This window comes from Paracraurococcus ruber (genome assembly GCF_004353985.1).
In the GTDB taxonomy this organism is placed as follows: Bacteria; Pseudomonadota; Alphaproteobacteria; order Acetobacterales; family Acetobacteraceae; genus Paracraurococcus; species Paracraurococcus ruber.
Window position 1 is genome coordinate 67,369 of the sequence record NZ_SMOA01000005.1, and the last position, 19,271, is coordinate 86,639.

A 19,271-nucleotide genomic window follows, 5' to 3' on the forward strand; every position below is an offset into this window, starting at 1 on the left:
GGATGCGGGGGTAGGTAAAGCAGCCGGCAACGCCCGGCCGAGGCCCGAGGGGGATGGAGGGGGCGCTTGCGGCGCCCCCTCCGGCTCATCAGCTGCGGAACAGCGACAGGATCATCTGCGGCGCCTGGTTGGCGATCGACAGCGCCTGGGTGCCGAGCTGCTGCTGCGTCTGCAGGGCGGTGAGGCGGGCCGCTTCCTCGGACATGTCGGCGTCCACCAGGGCGCCCACACCGGTCGTCAGCGTATCGGCCAGCTTGTCCATGAAGGTCTTCTGGGTGTCGATGCGCGTACCGGCCGAGCCGAAGACGGCGGCGGCATTGGTCGCCGCCTTCGCCGCGGTGTCGACATTGGCCAGCATCGCCTTGTAGTCGGTGGCCGGCGGGCTGAACTTGCGCACCGCATCGGTGCCGTCCACCGAGGCGATCACCACCCGACCCGTGGTGGCGGTCACGCCCAGCTTCGTGCCGTCCGCCGCCGCCGCGGCGAAGTCGTTGGAGCCGAGCAGGGCCGCACGGATCTCCGCACCGATGTTGGTGGCCGAGGCGTTGAAGACCGACACCACCGACGCGTCGACGGCGTAGGTGTTGACGCCGTTGCCATCGGTGCTGAGCAGCGTGCCGGACGCCTTGTCGGCGACCTGCAGCTTCACCGTCTTGTTGGTGCCGTTGATGCTGTAGTCGAGCTGGAAGGTCTCGCCCGCCTTCAGCGGCACCGCCTGGAAGGTGAAGTCGGCCGAGGTCTTCGCGTTCGCAGCAGCGATCGGGCTGCCCGCCGCGCCGTTGGCAACAGCCGGCGCGAGGACCGCGCTGCCCTCGACGCTGTTGATGGAGAAGGAGCCGGTCTCGACGTCGCGCGTGGCCGCCTGCAGGATGATCTCGCCCGTGCCGCCGGCGGTCGCCTGAAACAGCTTGGCGAAGTTGGCGTCGCTGTTGAGGGTGGTCGCCGTCATGGCGGTGGCGCTGCTGACGGTCACCGTTTTGGCGGAGCCGGCCGCGTCGGTATAGTTGACCGTGAACGTGCCCGAACCGTAGGCCGTGGCGGTCAGACCGGTCGCGGCGTCGAAGTTGGCGAAGGTCGCCTGCTTCGTGCCCATCGCCTTCTGGCCGGCGTTGCTGGTGCCGAACAGCGTGTCGCCGCGCGCGGTGACATCCAGGTTCTTCAGGGCGGACAGGCCGCCGCCATTGACGTTCAGATCCTGTCCGGATACCGCGATGTAGGATGGCGTGGAGACGCCGCTGACGTTGTTCACGGACGCGACGAAGCGCTGCGCCCCGCCGTTGTTGACCAGGTTCACGCCGTTATAGGCCGAGCTGTCGACCGTGCTCTGGATCTGCGCGACGAGCTGGTCGATGTCGTTCTGGATCTGCGTCTTGTCCTTGGACGGATCCTGGGCGGAGGTCACCTTCGCCTTGATCTGCGTGATCAGGCTGGTGATCTGCTCGGCGCCGGCGCGGGCGGTGCCGACGATCGAGGCGGAGGTCGAGAGGTTCTCGCTGACCTGCTTGAAGTTGGCGATGTCGGAACGCATGGCGGTCGCCACGGCCCAGGTCGCCGCGTTGTCCTTCGCGCTCGCCACCTTCAGGCCGGTGGAGATGCGGTTCTGCGTGTCCAGCAGGTTCTTCTGGGTCATCTGCAGGGACTGCAGAGCGACCATGGCGCCGTTGTTGGTCAGGATCGAAGAAGGCACAGGAAGCTCCCTTTCGCGGGGCTGGTTGCGGGAGCGCCTTCTGACGCGAGGGGGCGGCGGGCGCAGTCGCCGGCCGCCCTAGTGTTCTAATCGACGTTTATCATTTTTCGCAATCCTGGATCGTCCTCGAAGCGATGTTTTTCGCATGTGGCCTTCTGGTCGACGCTCAGGCCATGCGGTCCACCCGCGCCGCCAGGCTGTGCCGCGGCGGCCGGCGCAGGCGGGTCTGCGGCGCGTAGACCCCGGGATCCGTCGCCGCCGCCAGGTCGCGCCGCAGCCGCATCTCCATTGTCCCGATCGCGCCGGCCACTGCGCCCAGCACCAGTGCATTCTCCTCGGCTGCGGCCAGCAGCGCACGCGTCGCTGCCTCCGCGTCCGGGCCTTGCGGCGTGCCGGCCGCGGCAAGGGCAGCGAAGGCCTCGCGCTTCTCCTCGGCCAGCACGATCAGCTCCGGCAGGGCGGCCCGGCGCGCCGCAAGGGTTTCGCGTTGCAGCAGCGTGGTGAGCCATTTGGCCGCCTCTGTTGCATGGCTCATGGCTGGTTGGTCCTGGCGCGCTGTGTTTTTCGGATGGCGTCTGCGATGGGCTGTTCGAGCCTGAGGGTGCCGCGGTCGGCGAGTGCTTTGCCGAGGGCCTCGTCCATGAAGTTGTCGAAGTCGCGTGCGCCGCTGCCGAGGCTGCCTTCGCGGCGTGGCGGGCGTGCGGCGCGGATCATCTCGGCGGCGAAGGCGGCCTCGAACTGGCGTGCGGCGCGGCGGGCGGGGTCGGCGGCGGTGGCGGCGCGGGCTGGCGTGGTCGGGTCCATGATGAGGCACCGATTTCTGGGATCGTTGCTGGAAGGTGTGTTCGGCTTCGGCTAGAAGTTTCATACCACGCTTTTTCGCAAAGGTGGCGCCCCACCCGGCCTCCAGAAGGACAGCTCCCCTCCTCCAGAAGGAGCCGCCCGGCCGCGCCAAGCGCGGCCCTGGAGAGGTCCCCTGCCATGGGCCCCGTGACAGAGCCGCCCGCCAAGGGGCGCAAGCGCCAGCAGCTGCGCCGCCGCACCCTGCCGCCCGAACGGCGCGAGGAGTTCAACCGCCGCGCCCTCGCCGGAGAGGAGATCCGCCGCCTCGCCCGGCTGTTCAACCTCGAACTCTGCTACGCCCGCCGCCACCTCGCCCGCCTGCTCGCCCGCACCGAGCGCGAGACAGCGCAGAGCCCGGCCCTGCCCACCCGCGAGGCCGCCGTGCCCGAAGGCATGACCCCGCTCGAATACGCCCATGCCCTGCTCGGCCGCCGCGTCCGCATCCTGCGCAACGGCTACTACGAGCTCGACGGCTTCCCCGCAGGCCCGCGCGAAGTCGCACGCGCCGCCAACACCCTCCTGCGCAGCCGCGGACACGACGAAATCCCCTACCCAGGCCTCGTCCCGCCAAGACCCTGACAAACACCACAACCAAACCCTCACAAGGAGGCGGCGCCGCCGCCACGCCCCATGTCCGATGTCCTCTGGCAGGCCCTGGCCGGCCTTGCTGCCGCCGCGCTGCTCGGCCCAGCCCTGGCCAGGCTGGCCCATGCCCAGGTCGCCACGCTGGAGGCGCAGGAGGCGAGCGGCCGCACCGGGCCGGAGCTGGCCGAGAGCCTGCGCCGCCTCGCGCGTCCGGCCGGCGCGCCCGAACCGGCCTGGCGCACCGCCCACAGCGTTGCCCTGGCGCTGGCACTGGCCGGCGCGCCGCTCGCCACCGGGCCGGGGCTGCCCGGTCTGTTCCTCGGGCTCGCCGCGGCGCTGATCACCTATGGCGCTCTGCTCGACCTGCGCGCCTACTGGCTGCCGGACAGCGTCACGCAGCCGCTGCTCTGGCTGGCGCTTACCGGCGCCGCGCTTGGCCTGGCGCCCGTGCCCGCCGGCGATGCGCTGCTGGGCGCGGTCGCTGCCTGGGGCCTGCTGGCCTTGCTGCAGCTCGCGGCCCGCATCCTGCTCGGGCAGCCCGCCCTCGGCGGCGGCGACGTCAAGCTGATGGCGGCCTGCGGCGCGCTGGCCGGCCTGTCGGGCCTGCCACGCCTCCTGCTGCTGCTCGCCGCGGCCACGGCCCTGCTCGCGCTTGGCTGGCGCTACATGCGGCAGGCGCGGCCGGACTGGATGCCGCTCGGCCTCGCCATCAGCGCCGCCGCCCTTGCCGCCACCGGCCTGGCCGCGCGCGGCCTCTAGGCCGGCCGGCCGGCACGCCGACATGTGGTGGACGGCCGCGCATGCCGATGCGCGCTGTCCGGGCGACCCCACCCGGGCGCGGATCGCGGACCGGCCCGGGCGCCAGGCCCTGCGTTGCCGGTGACCGGATCGCGTGCTCTGCGATCGGCGCAGCGGGCCAGCGCACCGATCGGCCTCGACCGCCGCCGCGGCAAGCGATGGCGCCGCCGGGATCGCCCGGCGCTTCTGGGCGGCATGACGCCTCCCGGCGCTCATCGCCCCGGACCGTCGGGATGACGCCGCCCGACGAGCAGCGGTCTGGCACGGCAAGCCACGCAGCGACAGCATGGGCCCGGGCGTGCATGCCCTCCGCAGCCGGCCCTAGCCTGCAGCGGCCTTGCCGGCCACGGCGCCGGCGTTGCGCAGCTCCTCCTCCAGCTCGGCCAGGCTGGCGGAGCTGTCCCCGGCCAGTTCGGCCGCCGCCGCCGCCGCGGCATGGGCCACGGCGGCGAGCGCCTGCAGCGCCTGCTCCGCCTCGGTGGCGAGGCCCGGCGGGAATGCCGCCGCGGCCGTCGCCGAGGCGAGGGCGAGCATCGGCTGCTCGGGGGCCGGTGCCTCGCGCCGGCGGTGCAGCCCGCTGACCCGGGCGCCGCGGGCGATGTCGATCTCGTCATAGGTGAGATTGGCCTCGACCACGGCGCAGCCGAGGATCTCGACCTCGGCTGCGGTGACGGCGCCACGCAGCGTGCCCTCGACATGCACCATACGGGCCGTGATCTCGCCATCCACCAGGCCGCCGCGGGCGATGAAGACGCTGTCCGCCTCCAGCCGGCCGCGCAGGATGCCGGCGACGCGGACATGGCTGGCGGCCGCCACCTTGCCCTCGATCGTGCCGCCCGCGGCGACCAGCATGGTGCCGGCGACCGGCGTGTCCGACGCCGTCGCGGGCGGTACGGACGGCCCGGCCGTCGAGGTGGGCGCGGGGGCAGGGATGAAGTCGAACTCCGCCTCCATCTCGCGCGGCAGGTCGAACTGCTCGTAGGTGACGACCGGCTCTCGGGTGCTGGACTTCGTGGCGCGGCGCATCTGGGTTCTCCCTTCTAGGAGGTCGGCGGGATCGGGGCGGGTCAGTCCGTTGCCGGCTGTTGCCCGGCCGGGCCGGGGTCCGGCGGCGGCGGGCGATGGCGGGCGTCAGGCACGGCGGTACAGGCCACGGTGCTCGGGATGCGGGGTGAAGGCCGAAGTGATGCCGAGCGTGGTCTCGGCGGCGCCGAGCAGCAGCCAGCCGCCCGGCCGCAGCCGCGCCGCCACCGCGTCCAGCACCGCCCGCTTGGTCGGCACGTCGAAATAGATCAGCACGTTGCGGCACATGACGGCATCGAAGGGGCCGAGCGGCGGCAGGCTGAGCAGGTTGGCCTCGCGCAGCTCCACCGCCGCGCGCAGCGCCTCCTTCAGCCGCCAGGCCTCGCCGTCCTTGCTGAAATGCTTGATCAGCCGGTGGGCGGACAGGCCGCGCTGCACCTCGAACTGGCTGTAGCGCGCCTCCCGCGCCCGGGCGACGGCGGTGGCACTGAGATCGGTGCCGAGGATGCGCCAGCGCCATCCCGCCAGCCGCGCCGTGTCCTCGGCCAGCAGGATGGCCAGGGAATAGGGCTCCTGCCCGGTGGAGCAGGCGGCGGACCAGAAGCGCAACTCCCGCTCGGCAGCGCGGCGCTCCAGGATGTCGGGCACCACCACGTCCCGCAGCAGGTCGAAGGGCCTGCCGTCGCGGAACCACAGGGTCTCGTTGGTGGTCAGCGCATCGGTGACCAGCATGGCCAAGCGCGCGTCATTCTGCCGCCCGATGCGGTCGGCCAGCGCTACGGTGGTGGCGACCCCGAGCTGCGGCAGCAAGGGTTCCAGCCGCGCCGCGACCAAGTAGTCCTTGTCGGCGGCCATGGCGATGCCGGAGCGGCGTTGCACCACGTCCCGGATGGTGGCGAGCGCGGCAGCAGTCACGACGGTCCCCCCGTGGCAAGGCGTGCCACCGCGTCGGCCATGGCGGAAAGCGGCAGGACCGCATGGCACAACCCGGCGCGTGCCACCGCGCCCGGCATTCCCCAGACGACCGAGCTGGCTTCGTCCTGCGCCAGCACGACGCCGCCCGCGGCCACCAGGCCCTGGCAGCCCAGCAGGCCGTCGCTGCCCATGCCGGTGAGGATGACGGCCAGAACCCGGCCGCCGGCGACGCGGCTGGCGGCGCGCAGCATCGGATCCACCGCGGGGCGGCAGAAATTCTCCGGCGGGCCGTCGTCCAGCGTGCAGGCGAGCCGGTCGCCGTCCCGCCGGACCAGCAGGTGAAAGCCACCGGGCGCGACATGGATCCGGCCGGGCTGCAGCGGCATGCCCTCCATCGCCTCGACGGCGGGGTAGCCGCAGCGGCTGAGCTGGTCCGCCAGCATGGCGGTGAAGGTCATCGGCATGTGCTGCGTCAGCAGCACGGGCAGCGACGGGCGGCGACGGGACAGCGCCCGCGCCAGCTCCGACAATGCCTGCGGTCCGCCGGTGGAGCTGCCGATGGCGATCAGCTCGGGCCGGAAACTTGGCCTGGTCGCAGCCAGGCGCGATGGCTGCGCTGTGCCGGCGGCACCGCGCAACGCGCCAGAAAGCTGCTGCATGAAGGCGCCGCCAGGCTCCTCCGCGGCCAGGTCGGCCGGGCAGGGCAGGGCGGCGCCGGCCGGCGCCGCGCCTTCGCCGAGCAGCGACAGGCCGCGCAGCCCCTGCCGCGCGGCGAGGCGGAGCACCGCCGCCGCGCCGGACCGCGCATCGCGCGCATCCACCAGCAGTACGGCCGGCCGCGTCTCGGCCAGCAGCGCTTCCAGCTCGGCGTCGTTGCGGGCGCTGCCGACCACCTCGAGGTCCGGTCGCCCGGAGACCAGGCGGCGAAGCTGCAGCCGCACCACCGGCTCCGCCGCGACCAGCAGGACGCGCAGCGGCAACCGGTCCGGCTCGGCCGGGCGCACTTCCATGCCTGGCGTCATCAATCGAGGACGCCGACGGCGCGCAGCTTGTCCGCCAGGATCTCCTGGTCGTAGGGCTTCATGACATATTCGTCGGCGCCGGCTTCCAGCGCGGCGACGATGCGCTCCATGTCGCTCAGCGTCGTGCACATGACGATGCGCGGCGCCCGCCCCCAGGGCTCGGCACGCAGCGCGGTCAGCGCGCCGAAGCCGTCCAGCACCGGCATCTCCCAGTCGAGCAGGATGACATCGGGCGCGTGCTGCCGCACCGCCTCAACCGCCTGCGCGCCGTCCGCCGCTTCGGTGCAGTCGAAGCCGAGCTTCTCCAGCATGCTGCGGGCGATGCGCCGCATCACGGCGCTGTCGTCCACGACGAGGCATTGGGGCATGGGGTGCTCCGGGTCAGGCGGTGCCGACCGCGCCGAGCAGGCGGTCGAGGTCCAGCAGCAGCAGCAGGCGGCCATCCAGCTTGACGATTCCGGTCGCCAGCCCGCGCCAGCGGGAATCCATGGTCTGCGGCGGCGCCTCCACGGTGCCGGCGGCCAGGTCCATGGCGTCGCCGATCTCGTCGATCAGCAGGCTGTAGAGATTGCCCTCCTGCTCCACGACCACCTCGGTGGCGCGCTCCGGCACCGCCGTCGGCGGCAGGCCGAGCGCGGTGCGCAGGTCGAGCACGGTGACGATGCGGCCGCGCAGGTTGAGCGAGCCGGCGACGGCGGGCGGCGCCAGCGGGACGGGCGTGATGGCCTGCGGGCCCAGCACCTCCCGCACCGCGGCGATGGGAATGCCCCAGGCCTGCCCGGCCACCACGACCGAGACCGACTGGGAGCGGATGTCGCGGGCGGCCTCGGTCACGCGCAGGTCTCCGGCTGCAGGACTTCGCCGATCGCGCGGCTGATGTCGTCGCGGGCGAGCTTCGGCAGGTGGCGGGCGAAGCCGGCGGCCATGCCGCGCTCCACATCCTCGGCGCCGGCATGGCCGGACAGGCCGATGACCGGCAGATGCGCCCAGCGCGGGTCGCGCTTCAGGGTGCGGCACAGCTCGTAGCCGTCCATCCCCGGCATCTCGATGTCGGTGACGACGAGGTCGGCGCGCTCGCCGGCCTCGAGCCGCGCCAGCGCCTCCTCGGCCGAGCCGGTCGCCAGCACCTCGAGCCCGCAGGAGCGGATGATCGGGCCGACCAGGCCGCGGAAGAAGGGGCTGTCGTCCACCATCAGCACGCGGCGGCCACGCGGCCGGCGGGCGACGCTCGGCGGGCTGAACCAGGTGCCGGCGGTCTCGCCGACGAAGTGGCTGGCGTTCAGCAGCTCGACCGGCCGGCCGCCCACGAGGGCCGAGCCGATGGCCTCCGGGCGGCCGGAGCGCAGCTCGACATTGATGTCGCTCTCGACGATGTCGTCGATCGTGTCGACCACCAGGCCCATGCTGTTCTCGCCCTCGGCGAAGACCAGCACCGGCTTGCGCGTCCCCGGCTCGAAGGCCACGCCATGGTCGGCGGCGATCAGCGGCATCAGCTTGCCGCGGTATTTCGTCAGCATGCGGCCGCCGAGCTCGTGGATCTCGTCCACCGCGATCTCCTCGAGCCGGGCGACGAGGTCGAGCGGGATGGCCTTCGGCATGCCCAGGCCGGCGCGCACCAGCAGCAGCGCCACCCGCTCCGACCCGTGCAGGCCTTCGGCCCCCGCGGCCGCCTGGACCCCGTCGCCGCCTGCCGAGGTGTCGAGCCGGCCGGCCCGCGCCAGGATGCCGTTCGGGTCGACGATCATGCAGACCGAACCGTCGCCGAGGATGGTGTTGCCCGAGTAGACGCCGATCTCCTTCAGCAGCGGCGCCACCGGCTTGACCACGATCTCCTCGGTGTCCTGGGCGCTGTCCACCACGATGCCGAATTCATAGGCGCCGACCCGGGTCACGATGACCAAGCTGCCTTCCTTTCCCGGCTCGCCGCGCGGCAGGCCGAGCACGCTGCGCAGCGGCACCAGCGGCAGGAGCCGGTCGCGCAGCCGCAGCACCGGCGTATCGCGGATGCGCTCGATCCGCCGCTCGCCACCCTCGCCGGCCTGGACCATCTCGGTCACCGAGATCTGCGGCACGGCGTAGCGCTGCCCGGCGCAATCGACGATCAGCGCGCTGACGATGGCCAGGGTCAGCGGGATCTTGATGGTGAAGACCGAGCCCTTGCCCGGCTTGGTCGAGAGCTCGATGGTGCCGCCGATCCGCTCGACATTGGTGCGCACCACATCCATGCCGACGCCACGGCCGGAGACGTCGGTCACCGCCGCCGCGGTCGAGAAGCCCGAGCGGAAGATGAACTGGGCGACCTGGTTGTCGCCCATGGCGGCGACCTCCGCCTCGGTCGCCAGGCCGCGCTCCACCGCCTTCTGCCGGATGCGTACCAGGTTCAGGCCGCGCCCGTCATCCGACAGCGTCATGACGATGTGGCCGCCCTCGTGCGAGGCATGCAGCGCGATGATGCCGGTCTCGTCCTTGCCGGCGGCGACGCGCTCGGCCGGGCGCTCCAGCCCATGGTCGCAGGAGTTGCGGACCATATGGGTCAGCGGGTCGCGGATCATCTCCAGCACCTGCCGGTCCAGCTCGGTCTCGGCGCCGGTCATGCGCATCTCGATCTTCTTGTCGAGATCGCGGGCGAGATCGCGGACGATGCGCGGCAGCTTGCTCCAGGCATTGCCGACCGGCTGCATCCGCGTCTTCATCACGTTCTCCTGCAGCTCGGAGACCACGTGGTTCAGGCGCTGCAGCGGGCCGGCGAAGCTGTTGTCGCGGCTGTTGCGCGAGAGCTGGAGGAGCTGGTTGCGGGTCAGTACCAGCTCGGAGACGCTGGTCATCAGCGTCTCCAGCAGGTCGAGGTTGACGCGGATGGACTGCGCCGCGCCCTCGCCGGCCGCGACGGGGCGGGCCTCGGCGCGCGGAGCCGGCACGGCAGCCGGGGCCAGGATAGGGGCTGGGGCTGGGGCGGGTGCCGGGACCGGTTCGGGGATGGGGATGTGCGCCGGCGTCGCGTCCCAGGCGGCGGCCAGTGCCGCCTCTTCCGCGGACAGGGTGGCCGCGGGCGGCGGCGGCGGTGCGGGCGTCGCAGACGCGCCTTCGTGCAGGGCATCGAGCCGGTTGATCAGCGCTTCGTCGTCGCCCTCGCCCTCGGACCCGGTGGCGCCGAGGTGGTCGGTGATCGCCTTCAGCACGTCAATGGCACCGAGGATCGCCGTCACCACCTCGGTCCCGGCCGCGAGGCGGTCCTTGCGGATGGCATCCAGCACGTTCTCGGCCGAATGCGCGACCCGGCGCAGTCGATTGAGGCCGAGGAAGCCGCAGGTGCCCTTGATGGTATGCACGGCGCGAAAGATGCGCGGCACCAAATCTGGCTCGGCCGCCCCGACCTCCAGCCGCAGCAGGTCGTTGTCGAGCGCACCGAGTGCCTCGACCGTCTCGGCGACGAAGTCCTGGACGAAGTCTTCCACGCCGCGCCTCCGGCCGAGCTATGCGAAAAAACGCTTGCTATGAGTAGCGCCAGAAGGCGAGTTTCGCAACGCAAATTCAACTCTTGCGAAAAATAGCTGTTCCGGCTTGGCTAGGCCAACTTGCGTAGAGAGGCTTGGCCGTGAAGATCCTTGTCGTGGATGATTACCCGACCATGCGCCGCATCGTGCGAAACTTGCTCGATCAGATCGGCCACAAGGATGTCGAGGAGGCCGGCGACGGCGTCGCGGCGCTGGAGCGCGTCCGCACCACCCGCTTCGACCTGGTCATCTCCGACTGGAACATGGAGCCGATGACCGGGCTCGACCTGCTGAAGCAGATCCGCGCCGATGCCGGCCTGGCGAGGATGCCCTTCATCATGGTCACGGCCGAGAGCAAGACCGAGAACGTCATCGCCGCCAAGCAGGCCGGTGCGTCGCAGTACATCGTCAAGCCGTTCACGGCGGAAACCCTGAAGGCGAAGATCGCCGCCGTCATGGGTTGAGCGGGGCCATGCACACCCTGCCCCAGACCTGGGCGGCCGAGCACGCCGACAGCCTCCTTCAGGCCCGGGCGGAAATGGGCCAGATGGCCGCCCTGCTGGCCGAGACGCGCCTTGCGGTCATCGGCCTTGCGCCGCCGCCCGGTGCACCGCCGCCGCTCGGCGAGGCGAACGATACGCTCGATCTCGTGGTGCTCGAGACCGAGCGTGCGGCCTTCGAGATCATGCGCCAGGCCGAGCGCGTGCAGGCCGCCGCCATCCGACTGGACGGCACGGCCGGCGCCGCCCATGCCGCCGACGCGGCCGAAGTGAACGAGGCGGCGACCGCCATCGTGATGGCCTGCATCTTCCAGGACATCACGGGACAGCGCATCCGCAAAGTCATCGGCGCCCTGCGGGAGGTGGAGGCGCGGGTCGCCCGGCTGACGAAGCTTCTGGGGATCGCGCCGGAGGAGGTGCGGACCGTCCAGCAGGCCGAGGCTGCTGCCGATCCGCTGCTAAACGGCCCGAGTTCCCCCGCCCAGGGCGGCCTCGGCCAGGGCGCCGTCGACGACATCTTCGCATAACCCGCGCCCGGCGGAGCCAAGGCCGAACCATGCCTCTCTCGATCGCTGCCGGGCCCCTTCTGGCACCCGCCCCAGCCACGCCACCCGCCAATGGCGCCGCAACGGCCGCCGATACGGAGGGCTTTGCCGCCCTGCTGGCCGGCGGGCCGATGCCTGCCGTGACGCCAGCCCTCGGCGTCCCGCCGGCGAAGGGCCTGCCGCAGGCGCCCCGGCCGGTGCTGCCGCCGGCCGACCTGTTCGCCGAGGCGGGCGTGCCGGCCATGCGCGGCGCAGTGCCGCTGCAATCCCCGGCACCCGACGCGGCGGATCCGGCGCTGCCGGGCACGGAAGCCGCGGCGACCGAGGATCCTGGCGCAGCCGCACCACTGCCGGAGAGCCCGCCACAACCCCCGCCGGCGCTGGTGGCGATGCTGCCGCCTGCGATCCCGGCCCCGGCCTCTCCCCCCCCGCCACTGCCCGGCATGGCGCTCGTGGCCGGGACGGCCGATGCCGCCGCCGCAGCCCCCGGCAGCCCGTCCGATCCCGCGCCGCCGGACAAGGTGGCCACGATCGACAAGCCCGAGGCGACTGCCGGCTCGCCCGCCCCGGCGGCCGCCCCGCTTCCGGCCCAGGGCCAGATCGCATCCAGGCAGGCGGCACCTGGACAGGCGACGCCGCCATCGGCGCGTGCCGATCGAAATGCGAAACTCCTGCAGCCTTCACTGTTGGAGCGGCGCATCGCCCGACCCGGGCCGGAGCCGGCCGAGCCGACCGGGCCCGCTCTCCCCTTGGTCGCCGCGCCACCGCCTGCAGCCGTGCCGAGGGACGCCGAGACACCTGCCTCCCCGCCGCCAAGCGCGCTGTCGGCGGTGGCCGATCGCGTGCCCGATCCGGCGCCCGCCACCGCGATCGCCGGTCCCGCCCCGGCCCTGCCGCGGCCGGAGGCGACGCCGCGCAGCACGCCGGACGTGCAGGCCATGCCGGTGCCGCCGCGGCTGATGGCGGAAGCGGGGCATCAGGTCGCGCTGCGCGTCGCCCGCGCCGCGGAGCACCGCATCGAGACCATCTCGGTCGATCTCCGCCCACCCGAACTCGGCCGGGTCGAGGTGCGGCTGAGCTTCCGCGACGGTGCCGTCCACCAGGTGGTCGTCGCGGCGGATCGACCGGAGACCTTCCAGTCCTTCAGCCAGGACCGCAGCCAGCTGGAACAGCAGCTTGCGCGCGCCGGCATCGAGCTGGGCGCCGGCGGGCTCGACCTGCGGCAGGGCGATGGAGGCCGGCCGGAGGCCGAGGCGCGCCCGCCCGCCGGGTCGCCCGGCTTCGCCGCCGCGGAGGACACCGCCGAGCCGCCGGTCGCGCAGCGCCTGCGCGCCCTCGACAGCCTCATCGACATCATCGCCTGAGCCAGAGCGGAGCACCCCAGATGGCCACCACCCCGATCACCGGCATCAGCGGCGCCAGCACCCTGGCCTCCCAGCAGACGAACGCGACGAAGACCCTTGGCAGCGTCAACCAGGACCTAGACCGCTTCCTGACGCTGCTGACCGCGCAGCTGAAGTACCAGGACCCGATGAAGCCGACCGATGCGACGCAATTCGTCGCGCAGCTCGCGCAGTTCTCCCAGGTGGAGCAGCAGACGAAGAGCAACACGTTGCTGCAGAAGCTGGCCGATGCGTCCTCCGGCGGCCAGCTGACCCAGGTTGCGGCCCTGATCGGCAAGCAGGTGACGGCCGCGGCGAACAGCCTGGCGCTGCCGGCCTCCGGCGCCGCCGCGCCCGTCTCGGTCACCGTCGACCAGGTGTCGCTCAGCAACCCGAGGCTGCTGGTGAAGGACGCCGCCGGCACAGTGCTGCGCAGCATCCCGGTCGGCAGCGGCACCAGCACCGTGAATTTCGACGGCAACGACGCCAAGGGGAACCGCCTGCCGGCGGATACCTACGCGCTGAGCGTGGTCGGCAACGATTCCAAGGGCCAGGCGCAGGCCGCTGGCAGCATCAGCACCGCCGGGCGCGTGACGGAGGTGCGCACCCAGGCGAGCGGAGGCTACCGGCTGGTCCTGCAGGATGGCCGCACGGTGGATGCCGCCGGCCTGACCAGCCTGACGCAATAGCCGCGCCGCGCGAGCCGGCGCCGCGTGCCTCACCAGCCTGCCGGCCGCCGGCCGCATCCGGCGGTCGTGCTGATTCCCGCTCTCTGCAACGACCGTCAGTGAGACCTCGTCCCATGGCCCTCTTCGAGAACCAAAAGGTCCGCACCAAGCTCGCCATCTCCTTCGGTGCGCTCGTGGTCCTCTTCGCCGGCGTCGGCGCCATGTCTGCGCAGCGCCTAGCCATCGTCAACGGCGCGACCGAGCAGCTCGCCGGCAATTGGATGCCGACCATCGACCTGCTCGGCCAGCTCGGCATGAACCTCGCGCGCCATCGCGCCGCGCTGAGCCAGATGCTGTTGATCCGGGACCCGGAGGTGGCGGTGCGGTCGATGCGGGTGATGCACGACACGCAGGAGGCGCTGATGGAGAATTGGCGCGCCTACCAGCCGCTGATCGTGCCTGGCGACGAGGAACAGCTGGCCGGCCGGATCCGGCCGCTGCTGGAGGAGTACCGGTCGCAGGCGGACCAGGTCGTCAACCTGGCGCGCGGGCAGAACAGCGACGCGGCGGTGAAGCTCTTCACCAGCGCCTTCGAGACCTACCAGAACGCGATGGACGCCATCCGCGCGGACCAGCAGTTCAACCGCGCGCAGGGCATTGCGGAAGGCCAGGCGGCGAAGGAAGCCTATGAACGGGCGCTCTGGGTCATCGGCCTGGCGACGCTGCTGGCGGCGACCATGGCCGCGGCTTCGGCCGCCTGGCTGAACAGGCAGGTCGTATCGCGGGTGGTGCGGCTGTCCGCCGTGACCCGGCAGCTGGCCCAGCGCGACTACGCCTTCGACCTGCCCTGCGCGGGGCGCCAGGACGAGATCGGCGACCTCGCCCGCGCCATCGACGAGTGCCGCGTCGGCCTGCGGCAGGCGGATGCGCTGGCGGCGGAGCAAGCGGCGGACCATGCGGCGCGGCTGGCGCGGGCCGAGCGACTGGCGGGACTGCTGCGCGGGTTCGAGGCGAAGGTGCGGCACACGGTGGAGGTGCTTGCGGCGGCGGTGGCGCAGCTGCAGGGCACCGCGCGCGCCATGTCGGGCAGCGCCGAGGGCACGCTGGAGCGGGCCGGCGCGGTGGCCGCAGCGGCCGAGCAGACCAGCGCCAACGTGCAGACCGTGGCGGCGGCGGCCGAGGAGCTCTCGGCCTCGATCGCCGAGATCACCCGGCAGGTGTCGCAGAGCTCCAAGGTGGCCGGCCAGGCGGTGGCGGAGGCGAAGCGGACCGACGAGGTGGTGCGGGGCCTGGCCGAGGGGGCGCAGCGGATCGGCGAGGTGATGCGGCTGATCACCACCATCGCCGGGCAGACCAACCTGCTGGCGCTGAACGCGACCATCGAGGCGGCGCGGGCCGGCGAGGCGGGCAAGGGCTTCGCGGTGGTGGCGTCGGAGGTGAAGAACCTGGCGGCGCAGACCGCCAAGGCGACGGAGGAGATCGCGGCGCAGGTGGGCGCGATGCAGTCGGCGACCGGCGATGCGGTGGGCGCGATCCAGGCGATCGGGACGCGGATCGGCGAGGTGAGCGAGATCGCCGCCGCCATTGCCGCTGCCGTCGAGGAGCAGGGTGCGGCGACGGCGGAGATCGCCCGCAACGTGCAGCAGGCGGCATCCGGCACGCAGAGCGTCTCGGGCGCGATCGGCGCGGTCAGCCGCGCCGCCGGGGAGGCGCGGACGGCGGCCGGCGCGGTTGCCTCCGCCTCGGAGGACCTGGCGCGGCAGGCACAAACCCTCGACCAGGAGGTCGGCGGCTTCCTCGCCAACGTCGCCACAATCGAATCCGACACGCGCCGCGCCGGATAGGGCAATGAGTGGCGCCGCCCCTGCCCTGGCGTGGCCGTCCGGTTGCCGCCCGAAGCATCGCGGCATGTGCACGGCGCGCCGCGGCTTGCTCCCGCGCGGGTCGCGGCCTTGCTCGGGTGCCGGGATGCGCGACCCCGCTGCTTGAAATCCGGCCTCTGTTGGACGCCGCGCCGGACGAACCGCGCCATCCGCTCCCGCAGGCCACCGCCACAGGTCCGGACGACTCCGGCCCGCCCACTTCCGACAGCCGGACAAGGAGCCCGCCCGGATGCTCAGCGCCTTCAGGACATCTCTTGGAACCCGCCTCTACGCGCTGATCGCCTTGCTGGCGACCAGTGCCCTGGGCTCGGCTGTCGCCGGCTTCCTCATGCTGTGCAGCTACGAGCAACAGGTGGTGGAAGCCGCCCGCGCGGCGGAGGCATCGCGATTGGCGGCGAAGGTGGACGCGCATGTCCTGGCGGTGGTGATGGATAGCCGCGGGCTCTACATGTCCAAGGACAAGGCGGAAGCCCAGCGCTTCAGCAACGGGATGCGCGAACGCCTGGAGCGGCTGCGCAGCGATCTGGGCCTGTGGCGGCCGCTGGTCCCGCCCGCCGCGACCGAAGCCTTCGGGCAGTTGGAACGCGCTGCCGATGAGTTCATCCGCTACCGCTCCGAGTTGCTGCGGATAGGCATCGAGGAAGGGGCGGCGGTGGCGGAGCGCACCGGCAACAACGAGCAGAACCGGTCGTCGCGCCAGGCCCTGAACCGCGCCATCGAGGACAGCGGCAAGGCGGCCGCGGTGCGCGGCGCGGAGCTGCAGGCGGCGGCAACGGCCGCAGGCCAGCGGCTGGCCTGGTTGCTGCTCGGCCTCACCGGCGTGGTGGTCCTAGTCCTCGGGTTCGGCGTGGTGACGGTGGTGCAGCGGTCCATCCTTGCCCCCCTCGCCGCCATGACCGCCCATCTCGGCCGCATGGCGGCAGGGGACCGGCAGGACCCGGTGCCCGGCACCGACCGCGCCGACGAGGTCGGCTGCATGGCCGTGGCGGCCGAGCAGCTGCGCAACGGCCTGCGGCAGGCGGATGCGCTGGCGGCGGAGCAGGCGGCGGACCATGCGGCGCGGCTGGCGCGGGCGGAGCGGCTGGCGGGACTGCTGCGCGGGTTCGAGGCGAAGGTGCGGCACACGGTGGAGGTGCTTGCGGCGGCGGTGGCGCAGCTGCAGGGCACCGCGCGCGCCATGTCGGGCAGCGCCGAGGGCACGCTGGAGCGGGCCGGCGCGGTGGCCGCAGCGGCCGAGCAGACCAGCGCCAACGTGCAGACCGTGGCGGCGGCGGCCGAGGAGCTCTCGGCCTCGATCGCCGAGATCACCCGGCAGGTGTCGCAGAGCTCCAAGGTGGCCGGCCAGGCGGTGGCGGAGGCGAAGCGGACCGACGAGGTGGTGCGGGGCCTGGCCGAGGGGGCGCAGCGGATCGGCGAGGTGATGCGGCTGATCACCACCATCGCCGGGCAGACCAACCTGCTGGCGCTGAACGCGACCATCGAGGCGGCGCGGGCCGGCGAGGCGGGCAAGGGCTTCGCGGTGGTGGCGTCGGAGGTGAAGAACCTGGCGGCGCAGACCGCCAAGGCGACGGAGGAGATCGCGGCGCAGGTGGGCGCGATGCAGTCGGCGACCGGCGATGCGGTGGGCGCGATCCAGGCGATCGGGACGCGGATCGGCGAGGTGAGCGAGATCGCCGCCGCCATTGCCGCTGCCGTCGAGGAGCAGGGTGCGGCGACGGCGGAGATCGCCCGCAACGTGCAGCAGGCGGCATCCGGCACGCAGAGCGTCTCGGGCGCGATCGGCGCGGTCAGCCGCGCCGCCGGGGAGGCGCGGACGGCGGCCGGCGCGGTTGCCTCCGCCTCGGAGGACCTGGCGCGGCAGGCACAAACCCTCGACCAGGAGGTCGGCGGCTTCCTCGCCAACGTCGCCACAATCGAATCCGACACGCGCCGCGCCGGATAGGTCGGATCGCGGGGCCATGCCTGGTCCGAAGCGTGCGGCGCTTCCGTTGCCAGAGGGTGACGGCATGACCGCCTTCGGCGCTGAGCGTATGCTGCCGCAGGGCATGGGCGAAAGAGGCACCGTGCGGCACGGCTGCTTGCTTCGGCGCCGGTAGGATCCGCCTGGCAATCCCGCCGGGCACGACCTCACGCGATGCACCCCATAGCCCATCCCGCCGGTCGCGCCGCCGGCCGTCCCCCCTGGTGGTCGCGGCTGCGGCGCACCGCGCTCGTTGGCCTGCTTGCCGCCGGCCTGTCCGCTTCCGGCGCGATGGCCGATGACGCGCCGATCGAGCTCGACGTGATCGGCGGCCTCGCCGCCATCAGCCAGTATGAGCGGCTCGAGAAGCCCTTCTGGACCGAGCAGCTGCCGGTGCTCACCAATGGCCGGATGCACGCGCGCATCCAGCCCTTCGACCGCAGCGGTATCGCCGGGCAGGAGGTGCTGCGCCTGCTGCGCCTCGGTGTGCTGTCCTACGGCAACATCCTGCTCAGCCTGGCGGCGGCGGAGGAGCCGGAGCTGAACGCGGTCGATCTGGCGCTGCTCAGCCCCGATATCGGCACCTTGCGTCGCACGGTCGCCGCCTGGCGGCCCTGGATGGAAGCGGTGCTGCGCGACCGTTTCGGGCTGGAACCGCTCGCCGTCTACACCTATCCCGCGCAGGTGCTGTTCTGCCGCGACCCGGTGCAGGGGCTGGAGATCGCGGGGCGACGGGTCCGCACCTCGTCCGTCGGGCAGTCGGAGCTGGTGAAGGCGCTCGGCGGCGTTCCGGTGGTGATCCCCTTTGCCGAGATCAACCAGGCGATCCGCGACGGCGTGGTCACCTGCGCAATCACCTCGGTGCTCGCCGGCCAAGCCATCAACCTCTCGGCGCAAGCGCCCCATGTCGGCCGGGTCGGACTCAGTTGGGGGCTGAGCGTCTTCGCCGCCAACCAGAGCGCCTGGCAGGCGCTGCCGGAAGATCTCCGGGCGCAGCTGCGGCAAGGCATCGGCGGGCTGGAACGCGCGATCTGGGATGAGGCCGGTCGGGAATCCGCAGCCGTGCAGGGTTGCGACACCGGGCCGACGGCCTGCCCGGCCGGCCGCGTCGCCACCCCGCCGGCCGGCCAGGATGAGACGCGCCGGCTGCGTCTCCTGGCGGACACCATCATCCCGCGCTGGCTGGAACGCTGCGGCCCTCACTGCGCCGCCGCCTGGAACCGCCACATGGCGGCGTCCACCGGCCTCGTGGCCGAGGTCCGCTGAGCGATGCCGCTGCACCTGCTCGCCCGGATGATCCTGCTGGGGGCCAGCGCGCTGGTCCTGCTGATCCTGGCAGGCAGCGCGCTGCTGGTGCAGCGCGCCCACCGCACTGCAGAGGCGGAGGCGGAGGCGATGGTGCAGCGGGCCGCGGCGGTGGCGGAAAGCGCGGTGAACCGGTTCTTCCTGCAGGTGGACGGTACGCTGATCGGGCTGCCGGCACTGCTCGACGGTCCGGCTGCGCTGGATGCCGGCGCCGCCTCGCGCCTGCTGCGCAACCTCGGCTTCCAGAACCTGAATTTCCGCGACCTGCTGCTGGTGCGGAGCGACGGGTGGGTCTGGGCCTCGGCGCAGCCGGCCTCGCTGGGCCGTTCGCTGCCGGTGCCGCCCGGCACGCTGGCGGCGGGACCGCGTCGCGGCGCCATGGCCATCGCCGGGCCGGCGCTCAACCCGGTGACCGGCGAATGGGCGCTCTTCTTCACCCGCATCATCCGCATGCCGGGGGGCGAGCCGCGGCATGCCGTGGCCGAAGTGCCGGTCCCGCTCGTCGCCGGGCTGTTCGCGCCGGCCGCCGGCGCCGGCATCCGCGTCGCGCTGGAACGCAGCGACGGCGCCCTGCTGGCGAGCCTGCCGCATGACGAGGGCCGCATGGGCCGGCCGGCGGAGATCCGGCCGGCATTGCCTGAGCCGAGTTCGCCGGAGCGCT

Annotated in this window: 19 protein-coding genes; 10 read left to right on the top strand and 9 right to left on the bottom strand. The window is 72.7% G+C overall.

Going from position 1 to position 19,271, the window contains the following annotated elements:
• Nucleotides 1-88: 88 nt before the first annotated feature.
• The 3 genes from E2C05_RS02720 to E2C05_RS02730 form a co-directional block, all read right to left on the bottom strand.
• On the bottom strand, nucleotides 89-1,687 hold the full coding sequence (locus tag E2C05_RS02720; protein ID WP_133218060.1) for a flagellin N-terminal helical domain-containing protein: 1,599 nt from the start codon (nucleotides 1,685-1,687) through the stop codon (nucleotides 89-91).
• Nucleotides 1,688-1,853: 166 nt separating this feature from the next.
• Complete coding sequence (locus E2C05_RS02725) at nucleotides 1,854-2,222, bottom strand: hypothetical protein (RefSeq protein ID WP_133218061.1); 369 nt, start codon at nucleotides 2,220-2,222, stop codon at nucleotides 1,854-1,856.
• On the bottom strand, nucleotides 2,219-2,491 hold the full coding sequence (locus E2C05_RS02730; protein ID WP_133218011.1) for a hypothetical protein: 273 nt from the start codon (nucleotides 2,489-2,491) through the stop codon (nucleotides 2,219-2,221). Before E2C05_RS02730 ends, E2C05_RS02725 begins: the two co-directional genes overlap by 4 nt.
• 177 nt (nucleotides 2,492-2,668) lie before the next feature.
• On the opposite strand from E2C05_RS02730, the gene E2C05_RS02735 reads away from it, so the two are divergent.
• Complete coding sequence (locus tag E2C05_RS02735) at nucleotides 2,669-3,109, top strand: hypothetical protein (protein WP_133218012.1); 441 nt, start codon at nucleotides 2,669-2,671, stop codon at nucleotides 3,107-3,109.
• A 51-nt stretch (nucleotides 3,110-3,160) separates the two neighbouring features.
• The gene (locus E2C05_RS02740) at nucleotides 3,161-3,874 is read left to right on the top strand and encodes a prepilin peptidase (protein ID WP_133218062.1); all 714 of its coding nucleotides are present in this window, start codon (nucleotides 3,161-3,163) and stop codon (nucleotides 3,872-3,874) included.
• Between the two features lie 360 nt (nucleotides 3,875-4,234).
• Here the strand turns inward: E2C05_RS02740 and E2C05_RS02745 are convergent, their stop codons facing one another.
• The 6 genes from E2C05_RS02745 to E2C05_RS02770 form a co-directional block, all read right to left on the bottom strand.
• On the bottom strand, nucleotides 4,235-4,939 hold the full coding sequence (locus E2C05_RS02745) for a bactofilin family protein (protein WP_133218063.1): 705 nt from the start codon (nucleotides 4,937-4,939) through the stop codon (nucleotides 4,235-4,237).
• Nucleotides 4,940-5,044: 105 nt separating this feature from the next.
• The gene (locus E2C05_RS02750; protein WP_133218064.1) at nucleotides 5,045-5,851 is read right to left on the bottom strand and encodes a CheR family methyltransferase; all 807 of its coding nucleotides are present in this window, start codon (nucleotides 5,849-5,851) and stop codon (nucleotides 5,045-5,047) included.
• The gene (locus tag E2C05_RS02755) at nucleotides 5,848-6,861 is read right to left on the bottom strand and encodes a chemotaxis protein CheB (RefSeq protein ID WP_240046529.1); all 1,014 of its coding nucleotides are present in this window, start codon (nucleotides 6,859-6,861) and stop codon (nucleotides 5,848-5,850) included. Before E2C05_RS02755 ends, E2C05_RS02750 begins: the two co-directional genes overlap by 4 nt.
• An 11-nt stretch (nucleotides 6,862-6,872) precedes the next feature.
• Nucleotides 6,873-7,241, bottom strand: a complete 369-nt coding sequence (locus E2C05_RS02760; RefSeq protein ID WP_133218066.1) for a response regulator — start codon at nucleotides 7,239-7,241, stop codon at nucleotides 6,873-6,875.
• A 13-nt stretch (nucleotides 7,242-7,254) separates the two neighbouring features.
• Nucleotides 7,255-7,707 (bottom strand): chemotaxis protein CheW, encoded by a 453-nt coding sequence (locus tag E2C05_RS02765; protein ID WP_240046530.1) that lies wholly within the window; start codon nucleotides 7,705-7,707, stop codon nucleotides 7,255-7,257.
• On the bottom strand, nucleotides 7,704-10,328 hold the full coding sequence (locus tag E2C05_RS02770) for a hybrid sensor histidine kinase/response regulator (protein WP_133218067.1): 2,625 nt from the start codon (nucleotides 10,326-10,328) through the stop codon (nucleotides 7,704-7,706). Before E2C05_RS02770 ends, E2C05_RS02765 begins: the two co-directional genes overlap by 4 nt.
• Before the next feature lie 140 nt (nucleotides 10,329-10,468).
• Between E2C05_RS02770 and E2C05_RS02775 the strand changes: the two genes are divergently transcribed.
• The 8 genes from E2C05_RS02775 to E2C05_RS02810 form a co-directional block, all read left to right on the top strand.
• Nucleotides 10,469-10,831: a response regulator gene (locus E2C05_RS02775; protein WP_133218068.1), complete on the top strand. Its 363-nt coding sequence runs from the start codon at nucleotides 10,469-10,471 to the stop codon at nucleotides 10,829-10,831.
• A gap of 8 nt (nucleotides 10,832-10,839) precedes the next feature.
• Entirely contained in the window at nucleotides 10,840-11,394 is a 555-nt protein-coding gene (locus E2C05_RS02780; RefSeq protein WP_133218069.1) for a protein phosphatase CheZ, read from the top strand.
• 794 nt (nucleotides 11,395-12,188) lie between these two features.
• On the top strand, nucleotides 12,189-12,776 hold the full coding sequence (gene fliK, locus E2C05_RS32775) for a flagellar hook-length control protein FliK (protein ID WP_205082699.1): 588 nt from the start codon (nucleotides 12,189-12,191) through the stop codon (nucleotides 12,774-12,776).
• Nucleotides 12,777-12,796: 20 nt separating this feature from the next.
• Complete coding sequence (locus tag E2C05_RS02790; protein WP_133218071.1) at nucleotides 12,797-13,483, top strand: flagellar hook assembly protein FlgD; 687 nt, start codon at nucleotides 12,797-12,799, stop codon at nucleotides 13,481-13,483.
• 113 nt (nucleotides 13,484-13,596) lie between these two features.
• Nucleotides 13,597-15,306 carry a methyl-accepting chemotaxis protein gene (locus E2C05_RS02795; RefSeq protein WP_133218072.1) on the top strand — a complete coding sequence of 570 codons (1,710 nt, stop codon included), beginning with the start codon at nucleotides 13,597-13,599 and terminating at the stop codon, nucleotides 15,304-15,306.
• A gap of 268 nt (nucleotides 15,307-15,574) precedes the next feature.
• Nucleotides 15,575-17,287 (top strand): methyl-accepting chemotaxis protein, encoded by a 1,713-nt coding sequence (locus tag E2C05_RS02800; protein ID WP_133218073.1) that lies wholly within the window; start codon nucleotides 15,575-15,577, stop codon nucleotides 17,285-17,287.
• Between the two features lie 309 nt (nucleotides 17,288-17,596).
• Nucleotides 17,597-18,571 (top strand): TRAP transporter substrate-binding protein DctP, encoded by a 975-nt coding sequence (gene dctP, locus E2C05_RS02805; protein WP_158291912.1) that lies wholly within the window; start codon nucleotides 17,597-17,599, stop codon nucleotides 18,569-18,571.
• A gap of 3 nt (nucleotides 18,572-18,574) precedes the next feature.
• On the top strand, nucleotides 18,575-19,271 hold a 697-nt coding region (locus E2C05_RS02810), incomplete at its 3' end, for a PDC sensor domain-containing protein (protein WP_133218075.1).

Bases quoted from the DNA above. Each gene is read 5' to 3' on its own strand.
- E2C05_RS02780 (WP_133218069.1), top strand. From the start codon at position 10,840: ATGCACACCCTGCCCCAGACCTGGGCGGCCGAGCACGCCGACAGCCTC.
- E2C05_RS02790 (WP_133218071.1), top strand. From the start codon at position 12,797: ATGGCCACCACCCCGATCACCGGCATCAGCGGCGCCAGCACCCTGGCC.
- E2C05_RS02760 (WP_133218066.1), bottom strand. From the start codon at position 7,241: ATGCCCCAATGCCTCGTCGTGGACGACAGCGCCGTGATGCGGCGCATC.
- E2C05_RS02730 (WP_133218011.1), bottom strand. From the start codon at position 2,491: ATGGACCCGACCACGCCAGCCCGCGCCGCCACCGCCGCCGACCCCGCC.
- E2C05_RS02740 (WP_133218062.1), top strand. From the start codon at position 3,161: ATGTCCGATGTCCTCTGGCAGGCCCTGGCCGGCCTTGCTGCCGCCGCG.
- dctP (WP_158291912.1), top strand. From the start codon at position 17,597: ATGGCCGATGACGCGCCGATCGAGCTCGACGTGATCGGCGGCCTCGCC.
- E2C05_RS02745 (WP_133218063.1), bottom strand. From the start codon at position 4,939: ATGCGCCGCGCCACGAAGTCCAGCACCCGAGAGCCGGTCGTCACCTAC.
- E2C05_RS02800 (WP_133218073.1), top strand. From the start codon at position 15,575: ATGCTCAGCGCCTTCAGGACATCTCTTGGAACCCGCCTCTACGCGCTG.
- E2C05_RS02725 (WP_133218061.1), bottom strand. From the start codon at position 2,222: ATGAGCCATGCAACAGAGGCGGCCAAATGGCTCACCACGCTGCTGCAA.
- E2C05_RS02735 (WP_133218012.1), top strand. From the start codon at position 2,669: ATGGGCCCCGTGACAGAGCCGCCCGCCAAGGGGCGCAAGCGCCAGCAG.
- E2C05_RS02755 (WP_240046529.1), bottom strand. From the start codon at position 6,861: ATGGAAGTGCGCCCGGCCGAGCCGGACCGGTTGCCGCTGCGCGTCCTG.
- E2C05_RS02795 (WP_133218072.1), top strand. From the start codon at position 13,597: ATGGCCCTCTTCGAGAACCAAAAGGTCCGCACCAAGCTCGCCATCTCC.